Below are 18,068 nucleotides of genomic sequence, written 5' to 3'. Positions count from 1 at the left end.
AAACGACTTGGTTATGCCGCAATATTGCCTCACAAATTGCAAGGGCTGCAAGAATTACCTGTGATTTCGTCAATTACCTCGAAGAAGCGGGGCATTTTGGCAACGCAATCACGGCGCGAAATCGCCTATTGCACGAATTGACTTTATTGCTACGCTCTTGCAAACGGAATAATTGCTGGCGAAAGAGACCGCATGGAAAAAACAATCGACCACGGGGAAGAAAACGGCGCTTCGCGTCACTTTGATGTGCTGATTATCGGCGGCGGCATTTCAGGCATCGATGCCGCCTATCACCTGCAAAAGCTCTGCCCGGAAAAAACTTTCGCAATGCTGGAGGCGCAGGCGGCCATTGGCGGCACCTGGGCGACACACACCTACCCCGGCATCCGCTCGGACAGCGACCTTTTCACCTTCGGCTTTAAATGGAAGCCCTGGAAGGATGCGCCGATCGCGACGGCTGACAAGATCCTCCGCTATCTCAACGAAGCGCTCGATGAGCATAATCTTCGCCGCCATCTCCATCTCTCGCGCGAGGTGGTGAGCGCCCGCTGGTCGAGCGAGGAAGCGCGCTGGACGCTGGAGGTTGCGGATAAAAGCACCGGCGCGCGCGAGGAATACAGCTGCAACTTCCTCTGGATGTGTCAGGGCTATTATCGCCACAGCGAAGGCTATCTGCCGGACTATCCGGGGCGGAACGACTTTCAGGGCCGTCTCATCCATCCGCAAAACTGGCCGGATGATCTCGATCTTGCCGGCAAGGAGGTGGTCGTCATCGGCTCCGGCGCGACCGCCGCGACGCTGATCCCGGCCATCGCGGGGAAATGCCGGCATGTCACCATGCTGCAGCGCTCCCCGACCTACTTTTTCGCCAAGCCCAACCGCGATGACCTGATCGAGACGCTGCGGGCGCTGGAGATCCCCGATGAATGGATCCATGAGATTGCAAGGCGGAAGATCCTCCGCGACCAGAAAGAGATCACCCGCCGCTCCTTCGAGGAGCCGGAGGCGCTCCGCGCCGAGCTGATCGGTATCGCAAAGCGCTATCTTGGCGACAGCGTGCCTGTCGATCCGCATTTCACGCCCGAGTATCGCCCATGGCAGCAGCGCATCGCCTTCCTTCCCGACGGCGATCTCTTCCGCGCCATCGGGCGGGGCGAAGCCAGCGTCGTCACCGACCGGATCGAGCGGCTGACGGCGCACGGCATTCTTCTTAAATCCGGGCGGGAACTTAAGGCCGACATCATCATCTCGGCGACCGGCTTCAATATCAACGTGCTCGGCGATATCGATTTTGCCATCGACGGCAAACCGCTCGCCTTTCATGACTGCTGGTCGCACCGGGCGATCCTTTTCTCCGGCATTCCCAACATGGCCTGGGTGTTTGGCTATCTTCGCACCAGCTGGACGATGCGTTCCGACCTCGTCGCCGAATTCGTCTGCCGCCTGCTCCATCACATGGACGCGAAAGGCGCCCGCATCGTCGTCCCGGAACTGCGCGAGGAGGATCGCGACATGCCCGCCCTGCCCTTCGTGAAGCCCGAGAATTTTAACGCAGGCTATCTCGCGCGGGCGCTGCATCTTCTCCCCAGGCAGGGCGACCGCGACCCGTGGGTCCACACGCAGGATTATTATAAGGATATCGAAACCCTGCGATCCGCCGATCTTGAGGACGGGACACTGATTTATCGCTGAAGCGGGCATACGCCGCATTGCGCATCTTTTGCGCGGCGTATAAAATTCTCCTTCAACATATGAAAGAGGAGGATGGGAGATGGCGGAAAGTTACACAGGAACCTGTTTTTGCGGCGCGATTGAGCTTCGCGTCGAGGGCGCGCCTGTCGCCATGGGCTATTGCCATTGCAGCTCGTGCCGCAAATGGTCCGCCGCGCCGGTGAGCACCTATACCCTCTGGCCCGAGGATGCCGTCGCCCTCACCCGGGGCGCCGATCGCCTCGCAACCTACTCAAAAACCCCGAGCAGCCTTCGCCAGTTCTGCAAATCCTGCGGCGGCCATGTGATGACGACGCTTCAGGGTGCGGGGCTGATCGATGTCTATGCCTCGACCATCCCGGATCTCGAATTTATCCCGAGCGCCCATGTGAATTACGCCGAAGCGGTGCTGAAGGTCCGCGACGGCCTTCCCAAACTCAAAGACTTCCCCGCGGAAGCCGGCGGCTCCGGCGAGCTGATGGCGGAATAAGCGGCACAAAGCACCGCCCGCCTCACCGCTTCAACCGCGCCGTCAGGATACTGACGCCCGCAAACAGGAAGACAAGCGCAAAGGCCCCTCGAACCACCGACGGAGGCGCCTAGCCGCACTCGACCAGATAAGCGATCCCGTCAGATCTTCGGCTTCGCCGCGCCCGACTGCTTCACCAGATCCTCGCGCGCCTTGCGGTTCAGCTCATCAACCCAGGCGCGGAGCGAGACCTCGTTTCTCGCCGCCGCCGCGACATCGACCATCTCGGCCGCGGCGCGCACGACCGGGTCATTGTTCAGCTGATATTTCAGGACGACCGCGCAATCCTCGGGGCTTTTCGCCTCCGGATTCTTCATCGTGCCGTCGGGGTTCTGGATGATTTTCAGCATGCTGCTGTTGAGCGAGGTGTCCAACGAGATCTTCTGGTTCACGACCGGCATGCAGTTCACCTTGCCCTCGCCAAGGAACCAGTAGAGGAACATGAAGTCCGCATTGTTGATGAAATTGATGGCCGGCTCGCCATATTTCTCGATCAGCGCATCGAGATAGATGCCGCGCGCAACGGGCTCATTCTTCATATGATGCACCCGGAAGATCGCGCCCACCTCTGGCTTTTCCGGTGGCGTGGCGATCGTGGCGACAATATCATGCGCCGGCATCTGGCCGATGACCTGGCGCACGAACGGCTCGGTCCGGTATTTCTTCACCCCGTCGCTGTAGGTCATCTGCAGCACTTCGGTTCTGATCTTCATGTCCTTGTTATAGTCGAGAATAGCCTCGCGGACGTCCTCGACCGACATGCCGAGCGCGATCCCGGCGACATCGAATTCGTCGGCAGCGGCCGTCAGGGGAGAAAGAAGAACGAAAGATGCCAAAAGGGCAAAGGGGAAAGGGGCGCGTTTGCTCATGGGGGGCCTCTTGAATGTTTGCGTCTGTTTACCCAAGCAACTGGAATTGCCAGCATATTTTGCGCATATCTTGTTTTCCGCCGCAAGCATAAATCAGCAACTTCTTATAGATGAGGTCCGCTCCCATGCCCGCAATGCTTCTGCTATTTCGAGGCGCGGGAGCCGCCGTCGCAGCCTGCGCGAGCTATGCGGCATTTGCAGTCCTCCCCCTTGATTTTGCAGGGTTATTTAGATTGACGCCGGCGCGGACTGCCTCTAGCCTGTTGCAGGATAAAAATAATTGGAGGAGACCGCCTGCCACCGCGCCGCGCAGGCGATGTTTTCTTCAAAGATAAAGCAGATGTTTCCGGCCACCCTTTTCAGCTGACAGGACGACCTAAATGCTCTCCGCGACAACGCCGCCGCGCCTCGTCACCCTCGTGCTGTTTACGGCGCTCTCGACCCTGTCGCTGAACATGTTTCTCCCCTCGCTCGCCAATATGGCGGTGGATTTCGAGACCGACTATGCGCTGATCACGGTCGCCGTTGCCGGCTATCTCGGCGTGACGGCGGCGCTGATGCTGATCGTCGGGCCGCTCTCCGATCGCTACGGGCGGCGACCGGTGATGCTGGCGAGCCTCGCAATCTTCACCCTCGCCTCGCTTGCCTGCACCCTCACGGAGAATATCTGGGTCTTCCTCGCCTTCCGTGCGCTGCAGGGGACAGTGATTGCCGGCTGGGGTCTGTCGCTCACGGTGACGCGCGATATCTTCCCGCCCGAAGAAGCGGCCAAGCATATCAGCTTCATCTCCATGGCGATGTCGATCGCGCCGATGCTGGGCCCGATGATCGGCGGCGGGCTCGATGAGCTGTTCGGCTGGCGGGCGAGCTTCGTCGCCTTCACGCTGATGGGAAGCGCCGCGTTCCTCCTCTGCTGGATCGATATGGGTGAGACGAACAGCCAGAAAACCGCAAGCTTCGCCGCGCAGTTCAAGAGCTATCCCGATCTTCTCACCAACAGCCGCTATTGGGATTATGCGATCTGCGTCGCCTTTTCGGCGGGCTGTTTCTATATCTTCCTCGCCGGTGTGCCACTGATTGCCGTCGCCATGCTCGGCCTCTCGCCCGCCGCGCTCGGGCTTTATATGGGGCTGATCACCATCGGCTTTACGCTCGGCACCTTTACTTCGAGCCGGCTCAGCCACCGTCTCCCCCTCAACAGCCTGATCCTGCTCGGGCGGATCATCGCCATTGCCGGGTTGCTGGGCGGCCTCGCCCTGATGCTGGCGGGCATCGTCAATGTCTATACGCTCTTTGCGCCGGTGATGATGGTCGGCTTCGGCAACGGCCTTTCGGTGCCGAGCTGCAACGCCGGAGCCCTTTCCGTCCGGCCCGATCTCGCGGGCTCGGCGCTCGGGCTTGTGGGCGCGCTCAATGTCGGCTTCGGGGCGCTGATGACCTCCTTCACCGGGCCGCTCGTCGACAACAACCACGGCGCGCTGATCCTGATCCTGATGATGACCGCGGCGACGCTGGTTTCACTCGTCTCCGCGCTTCACCTCAGATGGCTTGACCGGCGGAACTGACGGAAGCGCCGTCGCCGCTACCCAGCTAGACCGATACTTTTTCCGCTGTAAGAACCGTAAGTCCATCCCGCGCGCCGATGCGGAGGGCAAAGGGGGTTGGCGTGGCGCTGAGGCAGGCGTCGACGTCGGCCGCGGACAGTTTTTCGCCATCGATGCGAAGGCACATGCTGCGGATGGCGGCGGCGACGGGTGCGGCGTCGGGTTCAAGGCCGAGCAGCAGGCTCCGGATATAGAGCGCTGTGATCTCGTCTTCATCGGTCCGCTGCCGGTCGCCGTCGCCCATCGCGACGAGGGTAACGGGGCGCGGCGCATCGCGGCAGATGGCGGCGGCGGTCGCCCGGGCGGTGATAAAGGAGGCGGCGTAGATCCTTTCCGCCGCTGCCGCGGCAAGGATGCCGCGCGTGCCATTCGTGGTGGTCTGGATCAGCGTCTCACCATCAAAGCGATGGTCCGCTATCTCCGCCGGTGAATTGCCGAAATCAAACCCCTCGGGGCGGGCGCCGCGCCGCTCGCCAAGGCAGTAGCGCCCGGCGCCCTGCCGCCGAAGCTCAATCGCCGCGTCCAGACTGTCGGCCATGATGATCTCGCGCGCGCCGTTGGCAAGCGCGACCGCCGCCGTGGTGAAGGCGCGAAAAACATCAATGATAACGACGGTGCCGCCCGCGGCCTTCGCCGCGTCGGAGAAGGAGCCGATGGAAATCTCCCGCAGTCGGAGTGGCGGCACGGAGGCGCCGGACACTAGCGCAAGCTCAGCCGGATCCCTCAAGCAAAGGCCTCGTCCCAGGTGCCTTTCGTCGCGGCCTTGGAATATTCGGTCGCCCGGTTCTCGAAGAAGTTGGTATGCTCCACCGCGTTCAGGATGGCGTCGAGCCAGGGCAGCGGGTTCTTCTCGATATGATAAATCTCGTCGAGCCCGAGCTGGATCAGCCGCCGGTCGGCGATATAGCGGATATAGGCCTTGATCTCCTCGGCCGTCAGCCCCTCAATATGCCCCGCGCCGAAAGCGAGGTCGATAAAGGCGTCCTCATGCTCGACAATCTCGCGGCAGGTCGTGTAGATCTCCTCGCAGAATTCCTTCGTCCAGATTTCGGGGTTCTCCGAGACAAAGGTGCGGAAAAGCTTGATGATCGAGTTGCAATGCAGGCTCTCATCGCGCACCGACCAGGTGATGATCTGCCCCATCCCCTTCATTTTGCCCATGCGCGGGAAGTTGAGAAGGATGGCGAAGCTCGCGAAAAGCTGCAGCCCTTCGGTAAAGGCGCCGAACACCGCGAGGGTCTTGGCGACCTCCGCTTTGTTCTCGACGTTGAACTGCTGCATATAGTCGTATTTGTCCTTCATCTCCTTATAGTGGAGGAAGGCCGAATACTCTGTCTCCGGCATGCCGATAGTGTCCAGAAGATGCGAATAGGCGGCGATATGCACCGTCTCCATATTCGAGAAGGCGGCCAGCATCATCTGAACCTCGGTCGGCTTGAAGACGCGGGTGTAATGGCGCATGTAGCAGTTGTTGACCTCGATATCCGACTGGGTGAAGAAGCGGAAAATCTGCGTCAGCAGATGCCGCTCGGCCTCCGTCAGATTGTTGTGCCAGTCCTTCACGTCGTCGGCAAGCGGCACTTCCTCCGGCAACCAGTGGATCTGCTGCTGCTTCAGCCAGGCATCATAGCACCAGGGATAGGAGAAAGGCTTATAGACCGGTTTCGCATCAAGAAGAGACATTTTTCGCAATCAGTTCATGTAAAATATTAAGAGCGGCAACGCCCCGCCCTACTGGCAGGCGAGGCATTCCTCGTAATCGACAGACTCCGCCACCCCGTCCGCCGCGGGCAGCTTCGGCGCAAGGCTTGCAGCAAGGGCGCGCAGCTCCGCCGGCAGCTCCTCCTTCGTCGCCACCACCTCGGCGCGCTGCATGGATTTGGAGCGGCAGTAGTAAAGGCTTTTCACGCCCTGCTTCCACGCCATCATATGGATCTGGTGCAGGTCGCGCTTGTGCACGTCGGCGGGGAGGAAGATGTTGACCGACTGCGACTGGTCAATCAGCGGCGTGCGGTCGGCGGCAAGCTCGACGATCCAGCGCTGATCAAGCTCGAAGGCGGTCTTGAACACATCCTTCTCATGATCGTCGAGGAAGTCGAGATGCTGTACCGAACCTTCATTGACGGTGATCGAGCTCCACACTTCTTCCGTATCCTGCCCCTTCTCGGCGAGCAGGCGCTTCAGATGCGGGTTGCGCACGTTGAAGCTGCCCGACAGCGTCTTGTGAGTATAGCTGTTGGCGGCGGCCGGCTCGATCCCCGGGCTTGCGCCGCCGCAGATGATCGAGATGGAGGCCGTCGGCGCGATCGCCGTCTTGTTCGAGAAGCGCTCATTGAAGCCGTAGTCGGCGGCATCCGGGCAGGGTCCGCGCAGCTCCGCCAGCGATTTCGACGCCGCATCGACGCCGGTCTTGATATGCGTAAAAATCCGCTTGTTCCAGACCTTCGCCATCACCGATTCCAGCGGCACGCGCTTCGCCTGCAGGAAGGAATGAAGGCCCATCACGCCAAGCCCGACGCTGCGCTCGCGCGCCGCCGCATAGCGGGCGCGCTCCATCTCGTCCGGCGCGCGGTCGATGAAATCCTGCAGCACATTGTCGAGGAACAGCATGACATCCTCGATAAAACCCTCCTGACCTTCCCACTCGTCGAATTTTTCGAGATTGAGCGAAGAAAGGCAGCAGACGGCCGTGCGCTCGCGGCCCAGATGATCGGTGCCCGTCGGCAGCGTGATCTCGGCGCAGAGATTGGAGGTTTTCACCTGCAGCCCGGCAAGCTTGTGATGCTCCGGCATCAGGGCGTTCACCCGGTCGCTAAAGATGATGTAGGGCTCGCCCGTCTCGACGCGCGCCGTCAGGATACGGATCCACAGGCTGCGGGCATTGATGGTGCGGATCACCGCGCGATCATTGGGGCTGGTGAGCGCCCATTCGCCATCCTCCTCCACCGCACGCATGAAGGCATCGGAGATAAGCACGCCGTGATGCAAATTCGGCGTCTTGCGGTTGGGATCGCCGCCGGTCGGGCGGCGGATCTCGATAAACTCCTCGATCTCGGGGTGCCAGATCGGCAGGTACACCGCCGCCGAGCCGCGCCGCAGACTGCCCTGGCTGATGGCGAGCGTCAGGCTGTCCATCACGCGGATGAAGGGCACCACGCCCGAGGTCTTGCCGACCGCGCCGACGCCCTCGCCGATCGAGCGGAGATTGCCCCAGTAGCTGCCGATGCCGCCGCCCTTGGCGGCGAGCCAGACGTTTTCCGTCCACAGATCGACGATGCCCTTCAGGCTGTCGTTCGATTCGTTGAGAAAGCAGGAAATCGGCAATCCGCGCGTCGATCCGCCGTTGGAGAGCACGGGCGTCGCCGGCATGAACCACAGCTTGCTGATATATTCATAGATGCGCTGGGCGTGGGAATCGCCCTCGCCATAGGCGCTCGCGACGCGGCCGAAAAGATCCTGAAAACTCTCCCCCGGCAGCAGGTAGCGATCTTTCAGGACCGCCTTGCCGAACTCGGTCAGATATTTGTCCCGGCTATGATCGATATGAACCCGCGCGCCGCCTTTGACCTGAACGATATCCGTCAACATATCGACCGAATCCAGCATGACTTTTTCCCCCTCTTCAATCCTACAAACACTCAATACCGGGCGGGGCCGGAAATTGCAACATACTCTCGCCTGATGGGAAGTCCTCTGCATTCTATACTCGCATTGCGGGCATATCAGGCGGGCCGGGCGAAAAGCAGGGTATGGGTGAAATTCGCCGGAAGAACCATATTTGCCGCGCAACGCGCATCAGGCCACTATATATTGTGGGATATCACGGCGGGCGTCAACAGCTTGTGGATAAAACTTCGTAAAAATATCGCTTGACCCGCGCGATGAGCCGGAAATCTGCGCCCTTGCGGAAGGGAGCCGGAAGGGGCGCCTGCGAATCTCTTATCGTCCCCTTTTCGCCCCGCCGCCCCGAAATATATAACGAAGCGACCCGCCCGGCCAGCCGCTTCTGCCGGTGCCTAAAATTTGCCGAAAATTGCGGCCTTACCTGCGGCCCTTTTCCAGCCCGAAACGACGCGGGCGGACGCGCCTCACGCGCCCGAAACCGGACCGCCGGCGCGGAAATAAAAACGGCGCCGGAGAAACCTCCGACGCCGCTGTCATCCTAAAGGCTGGAATATCCGATTTTCCTGCTATTTCCTGTCATTGATCGATTTTCCTGATCTCACGACAGCAGAGATATCTTTTCCTTGATCCTGAGTTTCTGTCGCTTAAGCTCGCTAATACGAACATGGTCTGCGGAGGGGCTGGCAAGTTCCATCTCGATTTTTTTCTCGATCCGATGGTGCTTCTCGGTCAGCTGTGCAACATGTTCTGCTATGCTCATCATGTATCTCCTCTGGCTGGAAACGACAGGGCGTCGATCGCTCGACACCGACAAAGCTTATAGTACAGAGTTATGAACGAACTGACCATGAATCAATATAGAAGGCAGGTTTATTTTGACTGAAATGCGGAGCTCCCCGCCCCCGCGGCGGCTTGTCATCGGCATCAGCGGCGCGTCCGGCGCACAGATCGGCGTGCGCCTGCTCGAAGCCTGCCGCGCGCTCGATATTGAAACCCATCTGGTCATCAGCAAGGCGGGCGAGATTACCCTGACGCAGGAGACCCGCCACAGCGTTGCGGAAGTGAAAGCGCTCGCCTCGCATATCTACAAGGCCGGCGATATCGGCGCGGCCATCGCATCGGGATCTTTCGCCACGATGGGGATGATCGTCGCCCCCTGCTCCGTTCGCTCGATGTCGGAGATTGCAACGGGCGTCACCTCCAGCCTTCTCACCCGCGCCGCCGATGTCTGCCTGAAAGAGCGCCGCCGCCTCATCCTCGCGGTGCGCGAGACGCCGTTTCACACCGGGCACCTTCGCACCATGACGCAGCTCTCCGAGATGGGCGCGATCATCGCGCCACCCATCCCCGCCTTTTACACCAGGCCGCAGACGGTCGCCGAGATGGTCGATCAGTTCACCGGGCATCTGCTCGCATTAATGGGGTTTGACAACAGCCTCGCCCGCGAATGGACGGGCCTCCGGGACGGCTGACGGGCCCGCTCATCGGGAATAAGAGCCGCCCGCCGCCGCATCGGGGAAGGCAGCATGGCAGATGATTTGCAGATCCGCCTCATCCTCGGGCGTGATTGCGATCCCGGCGGCGCGGAAATAGCTCTCAAGATGGGCCAGCGCCGTTGCCGCCGCCGTCTCGGGATCGGTCGTGGCGGGCGAAGGCTGCGCCACGCTCCGCTCCAGCATCAGAAGCTGCATATGCTCGGCGAACAGCTCGCTGTCGGCGACGCCGCGACGAAGCTCGCCGGCCAGGCGGAGATCGGTCGCAAGGTCCGGCGATTTGAGATAGCGCCTGGCCGTGCGGAGCGGGCGCACCACCTCCGTCTGCCAGCGCAGGCTGGCGCTGAACGCCGCCTCCATCTCCTCCGCCGTCAGCCGCCGGCCCCGCGCCGCCGCCCAGATGCAGAAGAGCAGCATGTTGACATCGCCGCCCGCCCGGTCCTGCAGGGCGAGCGCGGCGCGCATCACCTCGTCCTGGCTGTAGAGGATGACCGCATAGTCCCAAAGATCGCTCGGCGGAAAAACGGCGGATGACAATGTCGGCACGGGGCTGCTCCTTTTCTCGCCCGCGGGCGCAAAGGCGGGCGTCCCACGATAGCGGCGGGCGGGAAAAGACACAACGGCGCAAATTCGCCGGCGCGGGGCCGGGCCGCCCCGCCGCTTGCCCGAAATGGCAATTCCCGCGACGAGTATCTAGGATTTGCCCGCAAATCATGCTATCATCGCGCCCGTCCCGACCGTCGCCGAACGCGAACGGCAGGGGCGTCTCAAAACCTCATTGACTGTTGTTGGAGTGCTCGCGGGAATGGCGGAAATAGACGAGCAGGAAATGCTCCGTGTAAAGCTGGAAGAACTCAGAACCGAACATCGCGATCTCGATAAGGCGATTACGGCGCTGGTTGAAAGCGGAAACTACAATTCGCTGCAACTGCAACGGCTCAAAAAGCGCAAGCTGGTCCTGAAGGACCAGATTCTCACCGTCCACAACATGCTTTTGCCGGATATTATCGCCTGAGCACGCGCCGCGCGGCCGCGGGCCCCTTCGCGTCAGCATCAGGGGCGCGGATCGCGGTTTTTGCGCCGGTACATATCGCTGTCGGCAAGGCTCAATGTCTCCTCCGGCCTTTGGCCCGCGTGGATCGAGACGATGCCCGAGGAGAAGCTGACCTCGAGCGCCCGCCCCTTCCAGACAATCGGCGTCTCGGTGAACTGCCGCGCCAGCCGGTCGAGCAGGTGATGCGCATCCTCGGGCCGCGTGCGCGTCAGGATCAAGCCGAACTCATCCCCGCCGAGGCGGCCGATGATGTCCGTCTCGCGCGCCGAGGCGCGCAGCCGCCGGACAATTTCGGTGAGCACATGGTCGCCCGCCTCATGCCCGAGCCCGTCATTGACCGCCTTGAACTGATCGAGATCGAGATAGACAAGGCTCGCCTCCGTGCCGTAGCGGCGCGCCGAGGCCTGCACCCGCGTCAGCTCGCGCACGAAGGCGCGGCGGTTATAGACCGGCAGCAGCGGATCCATATCGGCGAGCAGCGCCGCCGCCTCGAGCCGCCGTTCAAGATCGCTGACGGTGTGGCGCAGATCCTCCGCCTCCGCCATCAGCCGGCTGATCGCCGATTGGACACGGGGCGTGAACTCCGCCTCCGGAATGCCGAAAATGCTTGCCGTATCCCCGGCCGTGGCGACGGGGCGAAGCCGGCCGGCCGCGCCTGCCTCCCGTGCGGATGCGCTGCTTCCCGCTCGCGTCGGCGGCAGACTGCCGCCCCGAGGTCCGATCTTCATTTGTTATCCTGTTAGTTGACCTGTTTCCCTGGGCGCGGAGTGTAGCGGAAAAGTGTCCTCATTTCAAAAACTTCCACGCCCGAAAATTGACAATCGCCACGAATGTTTCACCGCCGCCGCCTTATTCTTGCGTCTTTGCAAAGCTCGCCTATAATCCCCCCTTCTCAACCCGGAACGACAGGACAAGGGAATTCGGCTATGGGGGAACGGGAGACGCGGGTCGGCATTATCATGGGCAGCCAGTCGGACTGGGAGACCATGCGCCACGCCGCCGAAACGCTGGCGGCGCTCGGGGTTGGCTTCGAGGTGAAAATCGTCTCCGCCCATCGCACGCCGAAGCGGCTTTATGACTATGCCGAGACGGCCGCCGATCGCGGCCTGCACGTCCTTATCGCGGGCGCCGGGGGCGCGGCGCATCTTCCCGGCATGGCGGCCGCGCTGACGCCGCTTCCCGTCCTTGGCGTGCCGGTTGAAAGCAAGGCCCTCAGTGGCATGGACAGCCTTCTCTCCATCGTCCAGATGCCGGGCGGCGTGCCGGTCGGAACGCTCGCCATCGGCAAGGCGGGGGCGATCAATGCGGCGCTGCTGGCAGCCGGGATCCTTGCCCTCAACGACGGCGAGATCGCCGCCGCCCTCAACGACTGGCGCGCCGCGCAGACCGACGCCGTCGCCCTTGAGCCCAAGTAACAGGAACCTGTCATGACAGTGATTGCACCCGGCGCAACCGTGGGCATTCTCGGCGATGGCCAGCTTGGCCGCATGATGGCGCTCGCCGCCGCCGAAATGGGATATTTCGTGCATGTGTTCGGGCCGGAGGCGGACAGCCCCGCGGCGCAGGTCAGCCACCGCTCGACCGTCGCCCCCTACAGCGACCTTGCGGCGCTCGAAGCCTTCGCGAAGTCCGTCGATGTGGTGACGCTGGAGTTTGAAAATATCCCGACCGAGACGCTCGATTATCTCGCCGCCTTCGTGCCCGTCCGCCCGCACGCCAGGCTCCTCGAAGTGACACAGGACCGGCTGCTGGAGAAAAGCTTCATCAACAGTCTCGGCATCGGCACGACGACTTTCGCCAATGTCGACAGCATCGATGCGCTGGTCGGCGCGGTTGCGCGCCTCAGCGCCCCCGCCGTCCTCAAGACCCGCCGCTTCGGCTATGACGGCAAGGGGCAGGTAAAAATCACCGGCGAGAGCGATCTCGACGCCGTCTGGGCCGAGATGAAGAACGCGCCCTCCATTCTGGAAGGCTTCGTCAATTTCCGCATGGAAATCTCGGTTATCGTGGCGCGGAGCGCGAACGGCGAGACCGCCGCCTATGTGCCCGTTGAAAACCGTCACAAGAACCATATCCTCGACATCACGCTGGCGCCCGCCGATATCTCCGCGCCGCTTGCCGAGCGGGCGATGGAGATTGCGGAAAAAATCGCCGTGAAGCTCGATCTCGTCGGGCTGCTCGCGGTCGAGATGTTCGTCACCGAAGACAACCAGGTCCTTGTCAACGAACTTGCACCCCGTCCACACAACTCCGGCCACTGGACGATTGAAGCCTGCGCGACCAGCCAGTTCCGCCAGATCATCCGCGCCGTCTGCGGCCTGCCGCTTGGGGATCCTGCGCGCCACTCCAACGCGGTGATGCGGAACCTGATCGGCGATGATGTCGAAGACTGGGAGGCAATCCTCAAAGATCCCGCAAGCAGCCTGCATCTTTACGGCAAGCGCGAAGCCCGCGCGGGGCGCAAGATGGGGCATGTGACAAAACTCTTCCCGCTCGGCACCAAGCCAACGGCCTGAGACGTCAGAAGGCAGCCGGGTTATTTCGGCAGGCCTGCAGCGATCAGGTCGCGGCGCAACTTGTAGCGGATGTGGCGATCGCGCCAGGTTTCCTTGGCGATAAAATTGGCAGCCGTCAGCTCCCGGTTTATCGCCAGCTCCTTCTGCATCACCCTCTCGGCCTCCGCCTGCCGACCGAGCGCAATCAGCGCCGCGCAGTGATACAGCCGGCTGCGTGATGTTTGCGCGGGCAACTCGTTCAGCGCCTGAACGGCCTGTTCATAGCGACCGGCGCTGAAATACGCGATCCCGCGTTCCTCGATGCACCAGACGGGCAGCAGGCCATCGAGATCCTCGGCCTTTTCGAGAAGGCGAAGCGCGACCTCCGGCTGGCCGTTGAAGGTATAGAAGGCCGCCGACCGGGCGAGGATATAGGCGTCTGACGGGCTGAGCGCCATTGCCCGCTCATGATGATATTTCGCCGCCTCGAAATTCCCCTCCAGCATCATGACGGCACCCATGATCCTTTGCGCTTCGGGGTTGTTGGCATCCAGCTCCAGCGCCTTTTCAATATACACCCGTTCCTTTTCAAGATTGAATTCCGGAAGCCATGAGGAGGCGCAGATCCGCCAGGCGTAGGCCGGGCCATACATCGGGTCTTCCGAAATCGCCTTGTCAAACCAGCCGACGGCGTTGCGGATATTTTCGTAGGTCACTCCGCCAATGCGGTGCAGATCCAGACCGCGCAGCATGAAATCATATCCCGTCATATTCTCCGGCGGCTTGCGCCGGGCAATCTCGATGGCGTCGGTTTCCACCCGGCCGAGGATGGTCGCGGCGATCCGCTTCGTCATGGTATCCAGCAGGTCGAACAGATCGGCGAACTCGCGGGTAATCCGGTCCGCCCAGACGGCAATCCCGGTCTGGCCGTTGGTGAGTTCAAGCGACAGCCTGACCTTGTCGCCGAGCCGCCGCACCTGCCCCTCCAGCACATAAGTCACGCCAAGATCCCGCGCCACACGGGACGGATCGGCCTGCCTGTCCTGAATGGCGAAACTGGCGCTGCGCGAGGCGACATGCAGCTTCTTGAACCGCGCCAGCTCAAGGATGATTTCTTCAGTCAGACCTTCCGCAAGATAGCGCTGATCGTCATCTCCGCCGGCTGAACTGAAGGGCAGCACCGCAACGGAATTGGGATGGATGATTTTCGGGGCCGCCGCGCTCTGGCTCGGCGCGGACATGAAAACATGGGCGCCAATATGCCCCTTCAGACGGTAAATCCGGATCGGTTCGGAAATATTCTTGAACCGCCGTTCGCCAAGATCATCAAAGCTATAGGGGGAATTGCGCTTGATCTGATCGAACAGGGCCTGCGACAGATAAATTGTGTCCGGCTCCGCCTGCTGCTGGATACGAGCGGCGAGATTGATGCCATCGCCCAGCAGGTCGCCGCCGGACACCATCACATCGGCAAGATGCAACCCGAACCGCAGCTTCATGCCGTTGGCAATTTCCGGCGCCAATCCGGCAAGCCCCTCGCGGATGCCGACCGCCGACCTGACCGCATTGATCGGGCTTGGAAACTCCGCAAGCGCGGCATCGCCCGCGCGGTTGAAAACGCGCCCGCCCAGGGACTCGACAGTGTCCGTGATCAGTTTCTGGCAGACTTCCAGCTGCGCTGCCGTCTCTTCTTCCGCCTGTTCCATCATGCGGCTGTAGCCGACAATGTCGGCAACCATGATTGTTGCGAGACGGCGTTGCAGCGTCATTTCCGACGATCCCTGCTGTCAGAATGTCCCCGACAGCTGAATTAATATTGTCACAGGGCGATGGCAATAGCGAGTGTTTACTTTTCCGCCCGGCACCAGAACTGGTACATGCCGCGGAAAAGCTGCGGGTTTTCGGCTTCTATCGCGGCCCAGTTTTTGAGGTTCCGCCCTGCCGGATCGCCCGGGTGACGCGCGCGATAGGCCGCCATCACCTTGGGATCGACAAACTCAAAGCCAAGAAATTCAAGCCCGAGGTCGCGGATCGCCGCCTGCAGACGCGCCATGTCAAAGCGCTGCTCGGACGCATGAAACACAAGATCGCGGCAGCCGCTCAGGGAATAAAAATCAAGCTCCCGCGTCACGCCTCTGGCCGGATGGTCGTCGGGGAGCTTGAGCAGTTCCTCGCGGAGGCGCCGCATCTCATCAAGCGTGAGAGTGCCGGGATCGCGTCCGATCCACGCCCGCGCCGCCACCACATCCTGACGCGCCAGCTCGCTGTAGAGCGCGACCTTCATCACCCCGTTCGGCGCGAGATGGCGGAGGAGGCCCCGCCACGCCGCTTCCGGGTCGGCCATGTGATGCAGCACGCCGCACACCTCGATGAGATCGAACCGGCCGAGGGTCTCCGGCAGGCGGACGAGATCGGCCCGCGCGAAGCTGACATTCTGAATGCCAAGCTCCTCCGCCTGCCGCGCGCCATAGGCGAGCGCGGCGCGCGAGAGATCGATCGCCGTCACCTGCGCCCCCTCGATCCGCCGCCCCGTGCGGAGCGCATGCCGGCCGGTGCCGGCGCCGGCGACGAGCACGGCGGGGCGTGCCGGCAGCGGCGCAAAAGGGGTGCCGGGAAAAAACTCCGAGAGCAATGCACCGAGCGGCCGCCTGCCGCCACTTCGAAGGCCGCGCCAGCGCGGGTACGGGCTCGCCTCATACTGCGCCGCGACGGCGCGCGATGTCGCATCGTCGGAGCGCGAGAGCGACGGCAGCGCCGCGGCAATCTCCGCCTCGCGAACCCGCTCCGGCCCCATACGGCTGAGCAGCAGCGCGCTCCAGGGCAGCAGCGCGAGACGCTCCGCCTCACGCTCCAGAATGCGCACCGCATCTTCGGGCGCAAGCGGCGCATGGAGCGCGGCGGTAAGCGCGCTATCGAGATCGGTGACGGGCGGCGGCGGGATGCGGCTCGCCGGCAGGATATATTCGCTCCGGTCAAGCTGCAGCGCGATCAGCGCCCGCACCTCCTCCGGCGCCTCGGCCTCGCCCGCGAGCAGGATATCGCGCGCGTCCGCTATCATCTCGCCGATCTCGGGCGATGGCAGCACCAGCATGGCGAAGGCCGCCGCGATCACCGGCTCGTTGAACGCGCCCCAGAGGATCGAGAGGGAATCGCCGCCGCTCGCGCTCTTGCGGATCCCGGCCTGGCGGAAAATGCGGGCGAGCAGCGCGTGGATGAAGCGATCGCTCTCCACCTCCTCCGAATTGAGGCAGCGCAGCATCGCCTCGTCGCCCGCCGGCCCGAGCAGCGCCGTGCCGCATTGTTCGAGGATATCGGCAACCTCCTGCAGCGCGGCCGGCGCATAATCCTCGAGCGCCGCGAATTTCAGCGCCGCGCGGACCGCGCCCTGATGCTTCTCCCGCTCCAGCAGGAAGCGCGCAAAGCCGCGCCAGCCGAGCCGGTAGTCGGGATCGGCCGCGAGCGCGGCGCGGAAGGATTTCTCCGCCGCCTGCGCCTTGCCCGCCGCCTTCAGCAGCAGCGCGAGATTGTAATGCGCCGGCGCAATCGCGCCATTCTCCTTCAGGATCTGGCGATAGATTGCCGCCGCGCCGTCGCTGTCGCCCCGCCGCTGCAATGCCGTCGCCCGCGCCATCCGCGCCGCCAGTGTCTCCTTTGTCATGCCGCTCCGTTCCTCGTTTAAGCCACCATAACTTATGGGAAAATCGCGGCCTCGACCAGCCATGGGGCAGCGATTTTTCGCCGCGCCTAAAAAATGGGCGAATATTTCGCATTGCAGCATTGTTTGCTGAAATTTTGTGCGTAGCACAATGCAAATCCCGCCCCCTATTGCTTAACAAATTGAAATTCAAGCATTTTTTTATCTGGCACGGGCCTTGCTATTTTATCGCTACAAACTCCTTAAGAAACAGGAACTGATCCATGAAAATATCGAAGCTTGTCACCGTCTCTGTTCTCGCCCTCGGCTCATATGCGGGCGTCGCAGCGGCCGAGCCGCTCGTTGCAGAAAGCGCTGTTCCCGGTGAATTTTCGGCCAACATCGGCTTTGTCACGGACTATACCTTCCGCGGCATTTCCCAGACCAACAATGAGCCCGCCGTGCAGGGCGGCATCGACTACAGCTATGATTTCGGCCCGGCCGCCGTTCACGCCGGCATCTGGGGCTCGAATGTGAAATTTTTTGACGCCTCGGCCGAGATCGACTTCTCGCTCGGTGTCGGCGGCTCCATCGACAAATTCAGCTGGGATGTGACCGGCATCTACTACACCTACCCCGGCGCCTCCAGCAGCCTCGACTATAATTTCTTCGAGATTGCCCCCTCCGTCGGCTATGATTTCGATATTCTGGCGGTGACCGCCGGGGTCAATTATTCGCCCGACTATTTCGGCAGCAGCGGCGATGCGCTCTATAGTTACGCGAGCCTCGATATCCCGCTCGGCCCCTATTTCACGCTTGGCGGCCACGTCGGCTACCAGACCATCGATGACAACGCCGCCTGGGGCACCGATGACTATACCGACTGGAGCATCGGACTCTCCACGGAAGTCGCCGGCTTTGGCCTCAGCGCCACCTGGACGGACACCGACCTGCCAAGCAGCCAGTGCGGCGATCTCTGCGGCGTCTTCGCCCTCGGCATCTCACGGAGTTTCTAAGTATTTCGCCCGCGAAAGATCTCGCGGGCATCCCCTCCTT

17 protein-coding genes are annotated in these 18,068 nt (G+C 62.1%); 8 read left to right on the top strand and 9 right to left on the bottom strand.

What is annotated here, in order from left to right; translation table 11 throughout:
* The first annotated feature begins 192 nt into the window (after positions 1–192).
* Both V7Z56_RS02605 and V7Z56_RS02600 read left to right on the top strand, forming a co-directional pair.
* Complete coding sequence (locus V7Z56_RS02605) at positions 193–1,692, top strand: flavin-containing monooxygenase (protein ID WP_334127783.1); 1,500 nt, start codon at positions 193–195, stop codon at positions 1,690–1,692.
* A 79-nt stretch (positions 1,693–1,771) separates the two neighbouring features.
* Positions 1,772–2,200, top strand: a complete 429-nt coding sequence (locus V7Z56_RS02600; protein WP_334127782.1) for a GFA family protein — start codon at positions 1,772–1,774, stop codon at positions 2,198–2,200.
* Positions 2,201–2,340: 140 nt separating this feature from the next.
* Here V7Z56_RS02600 and V7Z56_RS02595 read toward each other — a convergent pair whose 3' ends face one another.
* Positions 2,341–3,108 (bottom strand): hypothetical protein, encoded by a 768-nt coding sequence (locus tag V7Z56_RS02595; protein ID WP_334127781.1) that lies wholly within the window; start codon positions 3,106–3,108, stop codon positions 2,341–2,343.
* A gap of 380 nt (positions 3,109–3,488) precedes the next feature.
* On the opposite strand from V7Z56_RS02595, the gene V7Z56_RS02590 reads away from it, so the two are divergent.
* Positions 3,489–4,673, top strand: a complete 1,185-nt coding sequence (locus V7Z56_RS02590; RefSeq protein ID WP_334127780.1) for a multidrug effflux MFS transporter — start codon at positions 3,489–3,491, stop codon at positions 4,671–4,673.
* A gap of 25 nt (positions 4,674–4,698) precedes the next feature.
* Here the strand turns inward: V7Z56_RS02590 and V7Z56_RS02585 are convergent, their stop codons facing one another.
* The 4 genes from V7Z56_RS02585 to V7Z56_RS02570 form a co-directional block, all read right to left on the bottom strand.
* A complete protein-coding gene (locus V7Z56_RS02585; RefSeq protein WP_334127779.1) occupies positions 4,699–5,397 on the bottom strand; it encodes a 2-phosphosulfolactate phosphatase in 699 nt (232 codons plus the stop codon).
* Positions 5,398–5,435: 38 nt separating this feature from the next.
* Positions 5,436–6,395, bottom strand: coding sequence for a ribonucleotide-diphosphate reductase subunit beta (locus V7Z56_RS02580; RefSeq protein ID WP_334127778.1), 960 nt, complete (start codon positions 6,393–6,395; stop codon positions 5,436–5,438).
* A gap of 48 nt (positions 6,396–6,443) precedes the next feature.
* Positions 6,444–8,318, bottom strand: coding sequence for a ribonucleoside-diphosphate reductase subunit alpha (locus V7Z56_RS02575; protein ID WP_334127777.1), 1,875 nt, complete (start codon positions 8,316–8,318; stop codon positions 6,444–6,446).
* Between the two features lie 616 nt (positions 8,319–8,934).
* Positions 8,935–9,096, bottom strand: coding sequence for a YdcH family protein (locus V7Z56_RS02570; RefSeq protein WP_334127776.1), 162 nt, complete (start codon positions 9,094–9,096; stop codon positions 8,935–8,937).
* Between the two features lie 124 nt (positions 9,097–9,220).
* Between V7Z56_RS02570 and V7Z56_RS02565 the strand changes: the two genes are divergently transcribed.
* A complete protein-coding gene (locus V7Z56_RS02565; RefSeq protein WP_334127932.1) occupies positions 9,221–9,808 on the top strand; it encodes a UbiX family flavin prenyltransferase in 588 nt (195 codons plus the stop codon).
* 9 nt (positions 9,809–9,817) lie between these two features.
* On the opposite strand, the gene V7Z56_RS02560 is transcribed toward V7Z56_RS02565, so the two are convergent.
* On the bottom strand, positions 9,818–10,375 hold the full coding sequence (locus V7Z56_RS02560; protein ID WP_334127775.1) for a TIGR02444 family protein: 558 nt from the start codon (positions 10,373–10,375) through the stop codon (positions 9,818–9,820).
* A gap of 259 nt (positions 10,376–10,634) precedes the next feature.
* Here V7Z56_RS02560 and V7Z56_RS02555 point away from each other — a divergent pair, with 259 nt between their 5' ends.
* Positions 10,635–10,844: a YdcH family protein gene (locus tag V7Z56_RS02555; RefSeq protein ID WP_334127774.1), complete on the top strand. Its 210-nt coding sequence runs from the start codon at positions 10,635–10,637 to the stop codon at positions 10,842–10,844.
* Between the two features lie 38 nt (positions 10,845–10,882).
* On the opposite strand, the gene V7Z56_RS02550 is transcribed toward V7Z56_RS02555, so the two are convergent.
* Positions 10,883–11,611 carry a GGDEF domain-containing protein gene (locus tag V7Z56_RS02550; RefSeq protein ID WP_334127773.1) on the bottom strand — a complete coding sequence of 243 codons (729 nt, stop codon included), beginning with the start codon at positions 11,609–11,611 and terminating at the stop codon, positions 10,883–10,885.
* 198 nt (positions 11,612–11,809) lie between these two features.
* On the opposite strand from V7Z56_RS02550, the gene purE reads away from it, so the two are divergent.
* Positions 11,810–12,298: a 5-(carboxyamino)imidazole ribonucleotide mutase gene (gene purE / locus V7Z56_RS02545; protein WP_334127772.1), complete on the top strand. Its 489-nt coding sequence runs from the start codon at positions 11,810–11,812 to the stop codon at positions 12,296–12,298.
* 12 nt (positions 12,299–12,310) lie between these two features.
* Complete coding sequence (locus V7Z56_RS02540; protein WP_334127771.1) at positions 12,311–13,399, top strand: 5-(carboxyamino)imidazole ribonucleotide synthase; 1,089 nt, start codon at positions 12,311–12,313, stop codon at positions 13,397–13,399.
* A gap of 20 nt (positions 13,400–13,419) precedes the next feature.
* On the opposite strand, the gene V7Z56_RS02535 is transcribed toward V7Z56_RS02540, so the two are convergent.
* A complete protein-coding gene (locus V7Z56_RS02535; RefSeq protein ID WP_334127770.1) occupies positions 13,420–15,147 on the bottom strand; it encodes an adenylate/guanylate cyclase domain-containing protein in 1,728 nt (575 codons plus the stop codon).
* 77 nt (positions 15,148–15,224) lie between these two features.
* A complete protein-coding gene (locus tag V7Z56_RS02530) occupies positions 15,225–17,036 on the bottom strand; it encodes a methyltransferase domain-containing protein (protein WP_334127769.1) in 1,812 nt (603 codons plus the stop codon).
* Between the two features lie 260 nt (positions 17,037–17,296).
* Between V7Z56_RS02530 and V7Z56_RS02525 the strand changes: the two genes are divergently transcribed.
* Positions 17,297–18,028: a TorF family putative porin gene (locus tag V7Z56_RS02525; RefSeq protein WP_334127768.1), complete on the top strand. Its 732-nt coding sequence runs from the start codon at positions 17,297–17,299 to the stop codon at positions 18,026–18,028.
* Positions 18,029–18,068 lie beyond the last annotated feature (40 nt).

Source organism: Sneathiella sp., from assembly GCF_036844445.1.
In the GTDB taxonomy this organism is placed as follows: Bacteria; Pseudomonadota; Alphaproteobacteria; order Sneathiellales; family Sneathiellaceae; genus Sneathiella.
The sequence above is the reverse complement of the archived record's forward strand: the minus strand, read 5'-3'. Positions and strand labels throughout refer to the sequence as shown.

Coding starts and splice junctions, on each gene's coding strand:
- V7Z56_RS02525 (WP_334127768.1), top strand. CDS start 17,297: ATGAAAATATCGAAGCTTGTCACCGTCTCTGTTCTCGCCCTCGGCTCA.
- V7Z56_RS02590 (WP_334127780.1), top strand. CDS start 3,489: ATGCTCTCCGCGACAACGCCGCCGCGCCTCGTCACCCTCGTGCTGTTT.
- V7Z56_RS02580 (WP_334127778.1), bottom strand. CDS start 6,395: ATGTCTCTTCTTGATGCGAAACCGGTCTATAAGCCTTTCTCCTATCCC.
- V7Z56_RS02565 (WP_334127932.1), top strand. CDS start 9,221: ATGCGGAGCTCCCCGCCCCCGCGGCGGCTTGTCATCGGCATCAGCGGC.
- purE (WP_334127772.1), top strand. CDS start 11,810: ATGGGGGAACGGGAGACGCGGGTCGGCATTATCATGGGCAGCCAGTCG.
- V7Z56_RS02530 (WP_334127769.1), bottom strand. CDS start 17,036: ATGACAAAGGAGACACTGGCGGCGCGGATGGCGCGGGCGACGGCATTG.
- V7Z56_RS02570 (WP_334127776.1), bottom strand. CDS start 9,096: ATGAGCATAGCAGAACATGTTGCACAGCTGACCGAGAAGCACCATCGG.
- V7Z56_RS02555 (WP_334127774.1), top strand. CDS start 10,635: ATGGCGGAAATAGACGAGCAGGAAATGCTCCGTGTAAAGCTGGAAGAA.
- V7Z56_RS02605 (WP_334127783.1), top strand. CDS start 193: ATGGAAAAAACAATCGACCACGGGGAAGAAAACGGCGCTTCGCGTCAC.
- V7Z56_RS02540 (WP_334127771.1), top strand. CDS start 12,311: ATGACAGTGATTGCACCCGGCGCAACCGTGGGCATTCTCGGCGATGGC.
- V7Z56_RS02595 (WP_334127781.1), bottom strand. CDS start 3,108: ATGAGCAAACGCGCCCCTTTCCCCTTTGCCCTTTTGGCATCTTTCGTT.
- V7Z56_RS02575 (WP_334127777.1), bottom strand. CDS start 8,318: ATGCTGGATTCGGTCGATATGTTGACGGATATCGTTCAGGTCAAAGGC.
- V7Z56_RS02600 (WP_334127782.1), top strand. CDS start 1,772: ATGGCGGAAAGTTACACAGGAACCTGTTTTTGCGGCGCGATTGAGCTT.
- V7Z56_RS02550 (WP_334127773.1), bottom strand. CDS start 11,611: ATGAAGATCGGACCTCGGGGCGGCAGTCTGCCGCCGACGCGAGCGGGA.
- V7Z56_RS02535 (WP_334127770.1), bottom strand. CDS start 15,147: ATGACGCTGCAACGCCGTCTCGCAACAATCATGGTTGCCGACATTGTC.